The 13,110-nt window shown below is 41.8% G+C and carries 13 protein-coding genes and 1 pseudogene; 11 read left to right on the top strand and 3 right to left on the bottom strand.

Annotated elements, in window-relative coordinates; genetic code table 11:
- Nucleotides 1-135: 135 nt before the first annotated feature.
- Both IUA53_RS13590 and IUA53_RS13585 read left to right on the top strand, forming a co-directional pair.
- Nucleotides 136-1,344 carry an endonuclease/exonuclease/phosphatase family protein gene (locus IUA53_RS13590; protein WP_196897279.1) on the top strand — a complete coding sequence of 403 codons (1,209 nt, stop codon included), beginning with the start codon at nucleotides 136-138 and terminating at the stop codon, nucleotides 1,342-1,344.
- Between the two features lie 139 nt (nucleotides 1,345-1,483).
- Entirely contained in the window at nucleotides 1,484-1,921 is a 438-nt protein-coding gene (locus tag IUA53_RS13585) for a DUF2177 family protein (RefSeq protein WP_044056429.1), read from the top strand.
- On the opposite strand, the gene IUA53_RS13580 is transcribed toward IUA53_RS13585, so the two are convergent.
- Together IUA53_RS13580 and IUA53_RS13575 are read right to left on the bottom strand one after the other, a co-directional pair.
- Complete coding sequence (locus tag IUA53_RS13580; RefSeq protein WP_196897278.1) at nucleotides 1,899-3,047, bottom strand: fatty acid desaturase family protein; 1,149 nt, start codon at nucleotides 3,045-3,047, stop codon at nucleotides 1,899-1,901. The two genes, IUA53_RS13585 and IUA53_RS13580, sit on opposite strands and share 23 nt — an antisense overlap.
- Complete coding sequence (locus tag IUA53_RS13575) at nucleotides 3,044-4,111, bottom strand: flavin reductase family protein (RefSeq protein ID WP_231401160.1); 1,068 nt, start codon at nucleotides 4,109-4,111, stop codon at nucleotides 3,044-3,046. The genes IUA53_RS13580 and IUA53_RS13575 overlap by 4 nt, the downstream gene beginning before the upstream one ends.
- Before the next feature lie 507 nt (nucleotides 4,112-4,618).
- Here IUA53_RS13575 and IUA53_RS13570 point away from each other — a divergent pair.
- From IUA53_RS13570 to IUA53_RS13550, 5 genes are all read left to right on the top strand, one after another.
- Entirely contained in the window at nucleotides 4,619-5,074 is a 456-nt protein-coding gene (locus tag IUA53_RS13570; protein WP_196897277.1) for a hypothetical protein, read from the top strand.
- 130 nt (nucleotides 5,075-5,204) lie between these two features.
- The gene (locus IUA53_RS13565; protein WP_196897276.1) at nucleotides 5,205-8,087 is read left to right on the top strand and encodes a TrlF family AAA-like ATPase; all 2,883 of its coding nucleotides are present in this window, start codon (nucleotides 5,205-5,207) and stop codon (nucleotides 8,085-8,087) included.
- 105 nt (nucleotides 8,088-8,192) lie between these two features.
- Complete coding sequence (locus tag IUA53_RS13560) at nucleotides 8,193-8,486, top strand: hypothetical protein (protein WP_044446583.1); 294 nt, start codon at nucleotides 8,193-8,195, stop codon at nucleotides 8,484-8,486.
- 104 nt (nucleotides 8,487-8,590) lie between these two features.
- Nucleotides 8,591-8,995: a GFA family protein gene (locus IUA53_RS13555; RefSeq protein ID WP_196897275.1), complete on the top strand. Its 405-nt coding sequence runs from the start codon at nucleotides 8,591-8,593 to the stop codon at nucleotides 8,993-8,995.
- A gap of 87 nt (nucleotides 8,996-9,082) precedes the next feature.
- On the top strand, nucleotides 9,083-9,364 hold the full coding sequence (locus IUA53_RS13550) for a hypothetical protein (protein WP_196897274.1): 282 nt from the start codon (nucleotides 9,083-9,085) through the stop codon (nucleotides 9,362-9,364).
- 10 nt (nucleotides 9,365-9,374) lie between these two features.
- On the opposite strand, the pseudogene IUA53_RS13545 reads toward IUA53_RS13550, so the two are convergent.
- Nucleotides 9,375-9,785: pseudogene (locus tag IUA53_RS13545) on the bottom strand (IS110 family transposase); the annotation flags it as partial.
- A 355-nt stretch (nucleotides 9,786-10,140) separates the two neighbouring features.
- Here IUA53_RS13545 and IUA53_RS13540 point away from each other — a divergent pair.
- The 4 genes from IUA53_RS13540 to IUA53_RS13525 all read left to right on the top strand — a co-directional run bounded on the left by IUA53_RS13540 (nucleotide 10,141) and on the right by IUA53_RS13525 (nucleotide 13,037).
- Nucleotides 10,141-10,419 (top strand): hypothetical protein, encoded by a 279-nt coding sequence (locus tag IUA53_RS13540; protein ID WP_196897273.1) that lies wholly within the window; start codon nucleotides 10,141-10,143, stop codon nucleotides 10,417-10,419.
- Between the two features lie 454 nt (nucleotides 10,420-10,873).
- Complete coding sequence (locus tag IUA53_RS13535) at nucleotides 10,874-11,734, top strand: alpha/beta fold hydrolase (RefSeq protein ID WP_196897272.1); 861 nt, start codon at nucleotides 10,874-10,876, stop codon at nucleotides 11,732-11,734.
- Nucleotides 11,735-11,908: 174 nt separating this feature from the next.
- Nucleotides 11,909-12,334: a hypothetical protein gene (locus IUA53_RS13530; RefSeq protein WP_196897271.1), complete on the top strand. Its 426-nt coding sequence runs from the start codon at nucleotides 11,909-11,911 to the stop codon at nucleotides 12,332-12,334.
- Nucleotides 12,335-12,479: 145 nt separating this feature from the next.
- Nucleotides 12,480-13,037: an AAA family ATPase gene (locus tag IUA53_RS13525; RefSeq protein ID WP_196897270.1), complete on the top strand. Its 558-nt coding sequence runs from the start codon at nucleotides 12,480-12,482 to the stop codon at nucleotides 13,035-13,037.
- Nucleotides 13,038-13,110: the final 73 nt, after the last annotated feature.

Here is a 13,110-nt window from a genome sequence, read left to right as displayed (position 1 = left end):
AATTACAAAAAAAGCAAGCTGCTTATCACGGCGATTTTCGGGACTATTTACGCAAACCTTGCGACCTGAAGCAGGCAAACCCATCAAATACTTGCTATGGTGGATTTTTAATTTTTAGCTTTGCAGAACAGTGACATGAAAACCCTAATTATTGGCTTGAGTTTAGCGTCGTTCGTTGCCTCTTTTACCACCCTAGCCCAAACACTCAAAGTGGCTACCTTCAATGTAAGTATGGAGTCTACAAACTACACGTCGCTGGGCATGGCACCGAGTGATAAAGTGTTAGCGCAGGTGTTGTCATCGAAAGATAACCTGCAGGTGCGTAATATTGCGGAGATAATTCAACGGGTCAACCCAGATATCCTGTTGCTCAACGAGTTTGACTATATTGCCGACAAATCCAAAGGCATAGATGCTTTTGTTAAGCATTTTCTCAATGTGCCGCAGGCAGGCCAAGCGGCTGTAGATTATCCATACACCTATGTGGCCCCTGTTAATACTGGTGTGCCCACTGAGTTTGATTTAGACAACAACGGTAAGGCAGAGAAGTTCGGTGGTGATGCATACGGATATGGGCTTTACCCAGGCCAATACGGGATGGCAATTCTTTCTAAATACCCTATTGAATACGAGCAAATTCGAACCTTCCAGATGTTCAAGTGGCACCATATGCCCAATGCGCAAATTCCCGTTTTACCTGCTGAAGATGGCAGTATGGAAAATGGCGAACCTTGGTACAGCGAGGAAGAGTGGACGTCGTTGAGGTTAAGTTCAAAGTCTCATTGGGATGTACCTGTGAAGGTGAATGGCAGCTTGGTTCATGTGCTTGCAATGCATCCCACGCCGCCCAACTTTGATGGGGAAGAAGATAGAAACGGCAAGAGAAATCACGACGAAATTCGTTTAATGGCAGATTACTTAACGCCGGGTAAGGGCAGCTACATCTACGATGACGCTGGGCACAAGGTGTCGTTGCCAAAGAACACGCGCTTTGTACTGGTGGGAGACTTTAACGCCGCTGATATTGGCGATAAACACCGACCCGATGTGATAGAACAGCTAACAGAAAGCCCCTATGTGAATAATAGACTAATCCCCACCAGTAAAGGCGGCGCTGCATTATCTGAACAAGATTATAGCCGTCGATTTACAGCTTATTGGGGGGCAAGGGCTGATTATGTATTGCCATCCACTTATGGGTTTAATGTGCAAGACGCAGGCGTATTTTGGCCACCAAGTGATAGCCCACTTTACCGGCTGGTGAAAGATAGAAACGCCAGTTCAGATCACAGAATGGTATGGGTGACGCTTGAGGTGTTAGAAAGCGAAGCTCACAACGAATAGTATATCGCTTTTACCTGCGCATCTTCATCAATTTTTCACAGGGTGAAGATGCGCACCTAGTTCTGGCCGCCTATCTACAGCGCTAAATCGGTATCTCACCGTATAGATCAAGGGAGTATTCACGTTTGAGGCAAATAGCATGATTAAAAATATTGTACGTTATATACAAAGCATCTTGGGGGCTTTAATCGCCATCTTTGTGTGCTTTGCCGTACTCGATTTCTTGTGGCTTGGCGTTATTGCCGACAGTTGGTATCAGAGCGAAATGGCCCCTTTGCTTAGAAGCCAATTTATTACCTGGCCTTGGCTTGTCTTTTACTTAATGTACGGGGGCGTGGTGTTCGTGTTGGCGGTTGTAGCTAACCGAGACAAATCACTACTTTACGCAGGTATAGATGGGGCACTTTTAGGTTTAGCAAGTTATGGCGCTTATAACCTAACGGCGTACAGCATTATTGAAGGCTTTACCTTGTTTATTATGACTATTGATTGGGCGTGGGGAACCTGCCTAACCAGCGCAAGCGCTATGGCTGGCTGGTTAGGGTTTCAGGCCTTTAAGGAAAAGAGTAGCGAATAATGCGTTTTAATACGCTTGCATACTGCTTCCAAAAACCGCCCGTGTTGTAGTGCATGCCGTGCTCTTTAAATACGGCTTGTACTTTAGGGGCCATTTCCCTATATCGTTTGGCGGGAATATCGGGAAATAAATGGTGTTCTATCTGAAAGCTTAAATGCCCGGTCAGAACGTGAAATAAATTACCCCCCTGAATATTTGAGGAGCCTAGCGCTTGACGATAGTACCACTGACCACGAGTTTCGTTTTTGCAGTCCTCTTCTTTAAAGGTTTCTACATCGCCGGTAAAGTGACCACAAAAGATGATGGTTGAAGTCCATAGATTGCGCAGCAAATTGGCAATAAGATTGCCCGACAACACCCACAAAAACAGTGGGCCAGCCAGCAAAGGGAAGAGTACATAATCTTTTACCAACTGACGCGCACCTTTACTGAAAAAGCGTTTTTTGAGTTCGCTGTGCGTAACTTGGTTTTTACGATTATCTTTTTTCTTACCAAAGAACACGCGCTCTGCCGCCATTTCGTGATACGACACCCCCCACTGAAACAATACACTTAGCATAATATAGGTGGCGAACTGCCATACGTTTTTTACCCGCCATCTAAAATCGTTGGACAAGCGAAGCAAGCCGTAGCCAAAGTCTCTATCTTTACCAATAATATTGGTGTAGGTGTGATGCTCGTAGTTGTGCACCCGATTCCAGCTTGCCCCATCACAGGCTATATCCCACTCGTAGCCCTTTGATTTGATGTGTTTGTCGTTCATCCAGTCGTATTGACCGTGCATCACGTTGTGGCCAATCTCCATGTTATCCAGTATTTTTGCTGTGGCTAAACTGAGTACGCCAACGACCCACAGTAGCGGCTGTATGAACCCCAGCATTATTAATACACGGCCACTCCATTCACAAATACGCTGAATGAGAATAATACGTCGAATATAGGCAGCATCTTCAGCGCCAATTTTGCCCTTCACTTCCGACTTAATTGCATCAAGCTGGGCTTCTAGCTTGTTGTAGTCGGGTTTACTTACGCTAGGCGAAGGGATGGTTGCTTGATGTAATTGCGCGTCACTTTGACTAGACGCTTCTTGCAATGTCTCCGTGTTTATTGAGACGCGAGTGTTCATAGTTGAATCTCCAAATCGGTTACGGCCTGCGATACACACAGCTGAATGAGTTGCTCGGCGCTATCGGAAAGCTCGCCAGTGCGGGTATCGCGCACTACACCACGCTTTTTCACACACTGGCACTGATGACAAATGCCCATACCGCAGCCATACGTTACAGGCTGTTTGGCTTGTTGAAGTTGCGAAAGCAGGGTTTCTTGGTTGTTTACCGCTAAGGGTTGTCCGTTGTGAACTAAAGAAAAGGTTTCTTTTTCGCTCAGACTGCCTGTGGTCACAGTGGGCAGGGCAGCAAAATGTTCGCTGAGTAAGGGGGCCTCTACCAGTTTCGCGACTTTCTGTACCTGTTCGTACATGGCATGAGGGCCGCACACCAACCAGTGAGCATGAGCAAAGTGCGAAAGATGAGCCTCAACCTGGCCATCTTGTTGCCGAGTGAGCAATGCATAGGTAAAGCGATTGTCCCGTTTTTGAAGCGCTGATAATTGGCCGAGCAATACGTGTTCGTTAGGTTTGGCAAAATAAAGCAGGTGGACAGGCGCGCTGCTTAATTGTTTATTTTCAATGGCGTCTTCAAGCATGGCAATAAACGGCGTTATGCCAGAGCCACCGGCAACCATAAGTACGGGTTTATCGGAATTAGGCAATGTGAAGTTGCCCTTAGGGGCTGAAATATTCACCCATGTAGTAGGCTTAGCTGAGGAAAGATAGGGGGTAAGTGCGCCTTGGTTACTCACCTTGGTGATAAGCCGAATTTTTTGCGTTTTGCGGTGAAAGCTTGCACCGCAAGCGACGGTAAATACACGGGTAGTTAGCCTACCATTCACTTCAATGGTTAGCGCAACATGTTGCCCTGCAATATGACTAGGCCACGCTTTCTCGGGTTTTAGAATAACTTCCAGCATGTCAGATCTTAGGTTTCTGACCGCTTCAATTTGTGCTCTGAAATAGCCATCTCGCCACGCAGGCCTAAATTGCTGCATAAGCACTTCCCAGTATCCCCTCCATGAACCGTGATGGAGAAAGCGATGCGCCAAATTATCGAGTAATAGTTTCAACGTAGACATCACACCTATAAATGTTTCGAAACACACTTTTTAATAATAAAAAGGTAAATTAGTTTAAGCGTACAAGTGTACGCTCATTCAGCGCACAAGTGTAAGCTTAATTTTTCTCCCGTCAAGTGGATAGAAGAAAAAGTCGTACAACTTCGGGGAGGCGAAAAGGAAAAGGGGCGCATTTCTCCAGGCGGTAGAGGCGCTTAGCTTTTATTAATGGGTAAAGAACGTTTTAACCGTTGCGAGGCGGGGAGCGCGGGCATTAAGTTAAATTCGTTACGCTTTAAAATAAAAAAGAAAAATTCCGTATTTAAGAAAGTGTTCGCGAGCATTCATTTATAGGATATTGAACCTTCTGCTTTTTCGTGCAAAAGTTAACATCATTGTTGTGTGATATACGGAAATATGCCGTTTTGCATAAAGGAATTTTTCCGCACACTAAGCTGTTAGGTGGGCAATCTCGGCTGGTTAAATCATGAAGCAACCAATTTTTTATTTTGAGGAAAACAGTAGCGGATGAAGAGAATTATTACAAAGATACTTACAGCTCTTCTTTTGAGTTCAACGATAGTGGCTTATTCTAATGCAGAAAGTGAGTTACTTTTCTTTGGTGGAGATGGGCATGACGAGTACTTAGGATGCTTAACTTGCAACGAAACCAGCTCCGAATCTATTTGTAATGGTTATGGTACTTATGGGAACGAATACTCGTCAAATGGTATGTTTAACGAGTATGCAGGATTTGGTAATGAGTACAGCTCTGAAAGCCCATGGAACGAGTACAGTACAAGTAATTCTGTACCAGTGCTGGTAGATCGGGATGGCAATTTTTATGGTTATTTCACGATTAATGATTACCGCAGTGATGCAGTTGAATTTTCTAGCGACCTAAAAAAAATGTTTGAGTTCGCCGATGGTGATCTAGAAAAGGTAAGAGTAATGCTTTGCAAAGCATTCGGTTATAGCGGCTAACCGAGCTCACCTAACAAGGCGCTGCACACGGACAAATTTTCCGCTGCGCTCCAAATTTGCCGGTGAGCGCGGCGTTATATGCTCTGGTGAATACTTAAATATTTCAAGAATTTGATTTATAAGGAATGTGATGAATAGTAAAGGTTCGGAATGGAATAGGTGGGACTTACACTTTCACACTCCATCTTCGTATGATTATAAAGATAAGAAAATTTCTAATGTCGATATCGTCAACGAAATGAAGAGAAATTCAATAGCGGCTTTTGCTGTTACCGATCACCACGTGATCGACATCGATAGATACAAAGAACTGAAAACTTTGGGTGAAAAAGAAGGAATCACCGTTTTGCCTGGCATAGAGTTTCTTTCGGATGCTAGAGGTAAAGATCCAGTACACTTTATCGGTGTATTTCCTGAAGATTCAAATATAGAACATATTTGGGGGCAAATTAAGCACAGAACAGATATCAATAAGGTGGATTCAGAAGGCCTTAGGGAGAATCAAGTTTATTGCGATCTTAAAGACACAATAGGATTGGTAAAGGAATTAGGTGGGATTGTCACAATACATGCAGGTGAGAAGAGTGGGACTGTAGAAAATATTACACATTCACTACCACATGGAACTGCTCAGAAAACAGAAATTGCCAAGTCTGTTGATATTTATGAGCTCGGTAAGGAAAGTGACCAAGATGGTTACAGGAAGTTTGTTTTTCCGAACATCGGTAAAACAATACCAATGATTATTTGTTCTGATAATCACAATATTCATAAATACCAAATAAAACAGAAATTATGGATCAAGGGAGAGCCTTCTTTCAAAGGGCTGAAATATGCCCTAAATGAACCGGAAAGTCGGTTCTATATTGGCGATGAACCAGAAATCCTAAAGCGGGTTAGGGATAATCCTACTAAATACATCAAGTCCATCAACATTCGGAGAACAGGGAAAGAAGATACTAGTTCAATTTGGTTTGAAGACGTTTCCATACCAATGAACAGCGAACTTGTCACTGTTATCGGACATAAAGGAAGTGGCAAGAGTGCGCTTTCTGATATTCTTGCTATATGTTCGGATGCGGAACATTCTGATGATTATATATTTCTCCATAAGCAAAAGTTTAAAAAGAAAGGACTTGCTGATCGGTTTAGTGCTTTTGTTGAGTTTGAAAGCGGGAAAAAGTCCGAAGAACGTTTACTTACCCATATAATAGATGAAAGCCAAGAAAGGCTTGTTAGATACTTGCCTCAAAGCTACTTTGAAAAAGTTTGTAATGAAATTGATAAGGTGGATGCTTTTCGTGCAGAGATAGAGAAGGTCGTATTTCAATATGTCCCTACTGAGAAAAAAATGGGACAAACTACTTTTGAGGAACTTATCGACCTAAAGAAAAGATCTGCAGAAAAGGAAATTCATCATATCCACGAAGAGATACTAGAGCTGAATGATGAAATCATAAAGCTTGAGAACCAATTTGATCCAAATTATAGAAAAAATCTTCTTAGTAAAATTAAAGTGAAGGAAGACGAGCTTACTGCTCATGAGTCTTTAAAGCCAGAAACTGTCGAAGACCCGTCAAAACACGAAGAGTCAGAAGATACCAAAGCGAAGAAAAAGGCACTTGGAGAATTAGAATCTTCAAAGCTAGCGCTAGAAAAAGAGATTGAATTTATAACTAAGGAAATATCAGATAGGAACTATTTAATTGTTGAAGCAGAAAAGCTAAATCGCGATTTGAAGAACAAATATAGCGAACTTGTTTCAGTTATATCTGAAGGTAACGATGTTGCTAATAAGTGCGGGTTCGACATTTCTAAAGCGATTCATGTTGAGTTTGATGAAAGTGTAATTTGTTCCAGCATCCTCTCGCTGAAGGAAAGGAATGAAAAAGATGCCAAGCTTATTAAAGTAGATGAAGGTTGGGAGAAAAAGGAATATGAGTTGCTTTCGTCAGCTTCAAAACTCGAATCTTTGAAAACTCAGATAAAGGCTATTCATTCCGAATTTACCGGAGAACAAAAGGCATTTCAGGATTATTTAAGTGCTCTGGCAGAGTGGGAGATTAGAAAAAGTGAAATTGAGGGGGATTCTGAAACTGCTGACAGTTTGAAGTATATGCAAGAAAAGTTAGCTTATCTAGACAAGAACCTTGAATCAGATATTAACGGGAAGAGAGATTTAAGGATTAAGAAGTCGATAAACATATTATCGAAAAAGAAAGAAATTCAAGAGTTTTATGAAGAGATAAAAGAAGAAATTTCTAATAAATTATCACAATCTGATGTTTCCGGGCTGAGCATAGCCAGCTCTTTCTATTGTTCCAATGAATTTAAAAATACGATTCTACGAAATATAAAGCAAAATAGAACTGGTTCTTTTTATGGTAGTGAAGATGGTTCAACACTGCTTCAAGAAGATTTGATTGCATCAACCAACTGGAATGATGAAATGTCCGTGGAAACATTTTTGCGCCGATTTATTGAATATTTGGAGTTTGATAAGCGGGCTGGCTCTAAGAATGATAAAACATTCATCGGGGAAATTACTAAGGATAGAAAGGAGCTATATAGTTATATTTTTGGGTTGAGCTTTATCGAACCATATTATGATTTGCGTCAAAAGGGCAAAAGTTTAGAACAGCTATCTCCGGGAGAAAAAGGTGCTCTTCTACTTGTGTTTTACTTGGTTCTTGACAAAGAAGATATCCCTCTGATTATCGATCAGCCAGAAGACAACTTAGATAACAATAGTGTTGCTAAAGTACTGGTTCCCTATATAAAAGAGGCTAAGAAACTTCGTCAAATTATCATGGTAACTCATAACCCGAATTTGGCCGTAGTAGCTGATTCTGAGCAGGTAATAAAAGTTGGTATAGATAAGGAAAATGGCAACGAATTCTACTTCATATCAGGTGGTATAGAACATCCCAAGATCAATGAGCAGATAGTAGAAGTTTTGGAAGGTACTATACCAGCGTTTTCCTTAAGAAAAGACAAGTATCAGATTGCGTGATGCATATAACAAGGCGCTGCTGCCGGACAAATTTTCCGCTGCGCTCCAAATTTGCCGCAGAGCGCGGCGTTATTTGTCAATCTCAATCAAACTAAGGAGTATTAAATGGAATTAGAAATAACATGGAAACGAGCCGCTCGGATTTGGTGGTCATATATTTGGCGGAACATCATAGCAATTATTGGAGCTGTTATTATTGGCGCTATTGCCGGTGGTGTTTTAGGTTTTATTCTAGGTATGCTTGGTGCCTCTACAGATACGATTAAGTTAATTGTTCAACCCATTGGCTTCTTAATCGGCCTAGGAATTTCAATCATTCCATTTAAGCTTATTCTTGGTAAAAACTTTGGTGAGTTCCGCTTGGTTCTAATGAGTACTAGCGAAGAGTCCAACACATAACAAGGGGTTTCAAGGCGGCTAAAGAAAGCTGGCTGTTCGCTTCGCTCAGTATAGCCAGCTTTCTTTAGCCGCTTCAAACAGCGTTATGCACCATGGAGAATTTAATGAACTTAAGCGGTGAGTGTTTTTGTGGTGAAATTAAATACGAAATAAACGGTAAACTTCTTGATGCTAGATCATGCCACTGTTCTCGCTGTAGGAAAGCTTTTAGTTCTCAAGCATCAGCTTACGCGCTCGTAGATCCCTCCGAATTTCAATGGGTTTCTGGTGCGGAGTTTTTGACTTCTTATGTTGGTGAACACGGTTTCGGTTTACAGTTTTGCAAGAAATGTGGTTCTACTTTATGTGGTGTTTACCAAGGTGAAGTTCACGGAGTAACGTTGGGTTGTCTTAACGAAGACCCAGAAATAGAAATTGGACGCCACATTTTTGTGGGCTCCAAAGCAAGTTGGGAAGTAATTCCAGAGGGCGTTCCACAATATGAGGAGCATCCACCTGAAAATGCATAACAAGCACATTAAAAATCGCCCACAAAAAACGTGGGCTGGACTCGCTACCGCTCGCCTATTACGCGGGCGTTAGCCTCCAAGGAAGTTATGAGTAAACGTCCAAAAATGGGTGACATAGTTGAGATTCCGTTATCAGAGAATGGAACTGGTTATGCGCAATATACGCATAAACATAAGCAATACGGTGCTTTATTACGCGTCTTTCAAGTTCGTGAAAAAGTAGATGATCTTGCAGAGTTATTGAATGTGCCCCATCAATTCACGACGTTCTTTCCACTCGGCGCAGCGGTGAATAGAGAAATAGTAAGCATTGCTGGTAATTTGCCAGTGCAAGAAAAATTTAAAACGTTTCCTACCTTGTTTGCATGACCAACAATTAATTTCTTCTTGCGACTAAATCACTCATAGCCTGCATCGCTTCTGGCTTTAGCTGAGAGAGATTGGGTTGAATGGCTTCACCATAATGCGCAAATAATTGCGCATCGAGCTTATCAGTATTTGCTCGCTGGCCTAACGCTCCGGCAAAGCGTTTTACGTGGATAGGATTCGCAATAACAAAGGGTAAATTAGCGCTTGCACATGCCATGATAAAAGGCATTTCAAGACGACCAGTGGCCTCTATAACGATACGACCGGGTGAATATTTCTTGATTGTTCTAACGGCTTCTTTAATGCCTTTTTCATCATTATTGACGGTGAAATATATGTCGAGTGGGCGGATATAAATATCCAACTGAAACTTACCCGTATCAACACCGACGCTAACGTTTTGCTTTGTTTTTGTATTCATACTAAGCTAACTCTTGCTTGCATAATGCGGTCCGGTGACCGGTGCAATCGAGACCCAGTAGACTATTCGAGTGTGGAGCTTGGAGTCCTTTGTGGTGTTCTTTCTTGTTATCGGTCTCTCAACTGAGGAGCCATCGCTCAATCGAACTACCACAAAAGAAAGCTTTAGTTGCTGCTAAAGCCTGGGTCTCACTTTACCTCACACTGATTAAAATCAGGATGATTTACATGAGTTATTATCCATACACGCACCTCAACTACGACAATGTTTGTTGTCATGGTTTTGGCAAACAACGCAAAAAGCCATGCCAACACATTGGGTGTTAGGCGGGCGTTATACCAAGGAGGGACTCTACGTGACAGAAGAAAATATCAAAAAAATTGTTAAGCGATACAAACTTCTTTCATCATTTTGGCTGTTTGTTTTTTTAATTATTGCTTTATTGGCTAACTGGGCACTGATAGATTCAAATATTCGTAATCACTCAGAACTAGGTCTTGATTACCATTCAAGTCAGGATGGCTTTATTTGGGGGGCTATCATTGTTGGCTTAAATGTAGTTTTGCAGTTATTTTTCTACTCTCTAGAAAAAATCCTGCTCTTTTTGCAACAAGAAAGCAGTTCTTCGAATTAAGTTGTGTATAACAAAAAATGAAGTTCGCCCGCTGTGCGGGCTGGAACGCATACACGCGGGGTGGCTTCGCCATTATGCCCCACGCATCTGCACCCCTTAGCTTAACGTTATGCACCGACGGAACAATGAGTAATATTCGATTTGAAGATGGGCGAGAGCATAGGTTTACAATTAGCAAACCTACATAAGCTGACCCGGTTTTGATTGCTTGTCCTAAATGCTCAAGTAAAGCTGTAGTTATTCCTCTCGGGGAAGATAAAGTCCGAGCATCTTGTGTTGAATGTGGATATACCATGGATAAAATCATCAAAAAACAGAATTGCACTATTCAAGGCCATAGATGAGCTTAAAGCAAAGGCATAACAAACGCAGGTTGTTGGAACGCCTTTCCGCTTCTTTATCGCTCCAAACCAGCCGCGACTGCGGGCGTTAAACCCAAGAGAAAGGAATCACGATGTTTCACAAATTATTATCTATATGTCTAATACTGCTTAGCCATGGGGTCTCGGCCGATGAACTGATCCCAACCAAATCTGGAATGTACGATGTCGGAGGCTTTAGTCTCTATTTGGAATGCTATGAAAACGACAAACCAAAATTAATACTTGAACAAGGGTTCGGTCGTTCTGGCTCTGATGGGGTCTGGTTGAATAATATTAAAGAGCTCAAAGGCCACTATAGTATCTGTCTGTATGATCGTTCTGGTTTGGGTAAAAGCGAAAAAGGGCCAGTTCCTTTTACCATTAACGATAACGCTAAACGCCTTCGTGCTCTTTTATCTGCTGCAAACATACATCCGCCATACTATTTTGCCGGAGGCTCTTACGCCTCGTATATTATTACTGCTTACAATAACCTTTACCCAGATGAAGTATTGGGTGCTGTGTTTATCGCTCCTCCTACTCTTGGGTACTTTTACACAATGGGAACTCGTTGGCCTCAAGGTTTTGAAACCGATAACGAAGCGTTAAAACGTTATATGGAATTTGAACAAAGTGTTTTAAACCCAATGTTCGAACGTGTGCCGGAAAATGTCGATCATATGAAAAGCTACCAACAACTATCAGGCTCCAACGATTTTGACGCTAAGCCCATTATCGTCATTCGCTCAAAACAATCTGAAGAGCCCTACGATCCTCCTTTTGTTCCTGACGTCATTGCGGAAAAAATGGAATCATTAGAACAGGGTGCAGAAGACTATTTCAACTCACTTTCAGCTGATGTCGAAATCATCTATTCGGAATCAGAAAAGCACCATTTACATATTTCAGATCCAGAACTAGTCGTATCAAAAATACAGGCGTTGGCAAAGTAGTAGGGTTTAACAAACCAAGTAAGCTGGGCATTACAGGTGGGCATCTGTCACTTCTTTCCTATTTTAGCCCATGGGTTGCTACACATTAAACAAGGCGTTACGTCGCCAATCGTTTGACACCAATGTTGTGAACGATATTGATTGTTAAAACGACATAGTAAGAGGTTATATATTTTGGCTGATAACGTAATACATTGGGTTGGATTTACAATTCAAACAATCGGTTTATTGCTGGTTACGATCGAGCTTTATTTACCGAAGCTGTCGGAAAGCGTCAAAGTCTTCTTTGAAAGAATTCAGTTTCAATTCGTACGTAGACCGGGAACGAGACAAGACTGGCATTGGATAGCTACAGGTTCTTATATTTTCGTTTGGGTTATTTCTGTCGCTGTAGTCTCAATCTGGGAACCCTCGATGAGCTTTATCGCAAACATAGCATTTACGATATTTACCGTATTTCTCGGGCTGATTATCTATATTAGTAAAATATTCGTAAGACTTGGAGTTGTTCTTGGTAGAGGAAATGCTATTGGGGGCGTTGGTCTGGTTTTGGCCTTAATCGGTTTTACGATAGAGGTATCGAAAATGGTTATTGCGTAACAACGTAGAAAAGCGACATATCAATAACAGCCAGTAAATTACGCCAATAAACGGGGCGGCTTTGCGATTATGCCCCACGTATCCACCCCTCTTAGCTCAACGTTAGTTCGCACTTAGATTTCACGTAAATGGCAAAATTTAATCGATGAAAGTAGTAGCAATAAGCGGTATATCTGGAAGCGGAAAAACGTCACTCGTTAAAACGTTATCTCATTCTCTGTCGTGCCCCTCTGTTCTCTTCGACGATTTTGTAGATGATCACACTTATCCAAAAGACATCAAAAAATGGGTGACTAACGGTGCAAATGTCTTAGATGTTGAAACGCCTCGAATGGATAAAGCATTACTGGAATTGGTATCTCGTTCTGAAGCTGAATACATTTTTGTAGAAGAACCGTTTGGAAAATGCAGGGAACCTATTTCCGCGCTAATAGACAAAGTTGTACTGCTGGATATGCCTTTAGAAATCTGCCTTTCTCGCGTTATTCAGAGAAATATAGCGCAGTCAGGTTTAGACTCAAGTCAGAATATAAAACAGTATCTGGTCAAATATAATGAGTTTTTAAGGGATGCTTATATTAAGACAAACATGCAAACACGGGGCACAAGCGATTTAATCCTCAATAAAGTGCAATCCGTTGAGGCATTAGAGGAAAGTGTCATCCAGTGGCTCAGGGCCGATGCGAACTATCAAACGTTTTAAGTGCCGCAATATTTGCGCCAACCCCTATCAAAATTCCTTCAAATTCGGTACTATCCGCGGTCTTAAATTTTTA

The organism is Alteromonas sp. B31-7 (assembly GCF_015767655.1).
GTDB classification, from domain to species: domain Bacteria; phylum Pseudomonadota; class Gammaproteobacteria; order Enterobacterales; family Alteromonadaceae; genus Alteromonas; species Alteromonas australica.
This window is presented reverse-complemented; position numbering and strand designations above follow the sequence as displayed.

Excerpts from the sequence above, each read along its gene's own strand:
- IUA53_RS13590 (WP_196897279.1), top strand. The coding sequence starts at position 136 with ATGAAAACCCTAATTATTGGCTTGAGTTTAGCGTCGTTCGTTGCCTCT.
- IUA53_RS13585 (WP_044056429.1), top strand. The coding sequence starts at position 1,484 with ATGATTAAAAATATTGTACGTTATATACAAAGCATCTTGGGGGCTTTA.
- IUA53_RS13580 (WP_196897278.1), bottom strand. The coding sequence starts at position 3,047 with ATGAACACTCGCGTCTCAATAAACACGGAGACATTGCAAGAAGCGTCT.
- IUA53_RS13575 (WP_231401160.1), bottom strand. The coding sequence starts at position 4,111 with ATGTCTACGTTGAAACTATTACTCGATAATTTGGCGCATCGCTTTCTC.
- IUA53_RS13570 (WP_196897277.1), top strand. The coding sequence starts at position 4,619 with ATGAAGAGAATTATTACAAAGATACTTACAGCTCTTCTTTTGAGTTCA.
- IUA53_RS13565 (WP_196897276.1), top strand. The coding sequence starts at position 5,205 with ATGAATAGTAAAGGTTCGGAATGGAATAGGTGGGACTTACACTTTCAC.
- IUA53_RS13560 (WP_044446583.1), top strand. The coding sequence starts at position 8,193 with ATGGAATTAGAAATAACATGGAAACGAGCCGCTCGGATTTGGTGGTCA.
- IUA53_RS13555 (WP_196897275.1), top strand. The coding sequence starts at position 8,591 with ATGAACTTAAGCGGTGAGTGTTTTTGTGGTGAAATTAAATACGAAATA.
- IUA53_RS13550 (WP_196897274.1), top strand. The coding sequence starts at position 9,083 with ATGAGTAAACGTCCAAAAATGGGTGACATAGTTGAGATTCCGTTATCA.
- IUA53_RS13535 (WP_196897272.1), top strand. The coding sequence starts at position 10,874 with ATGTTTCACAAATTATTATCTATATGTCTAATACTGCTTAGCCATGGG.
- IUA53_RS13525 (WP_196897270.1), top strand. The coding sequence starts at position 12,480 with ATGAAAGTAGTAGCAATAAGCGGTATATCTGGAAGCGGAAAAACGTCA.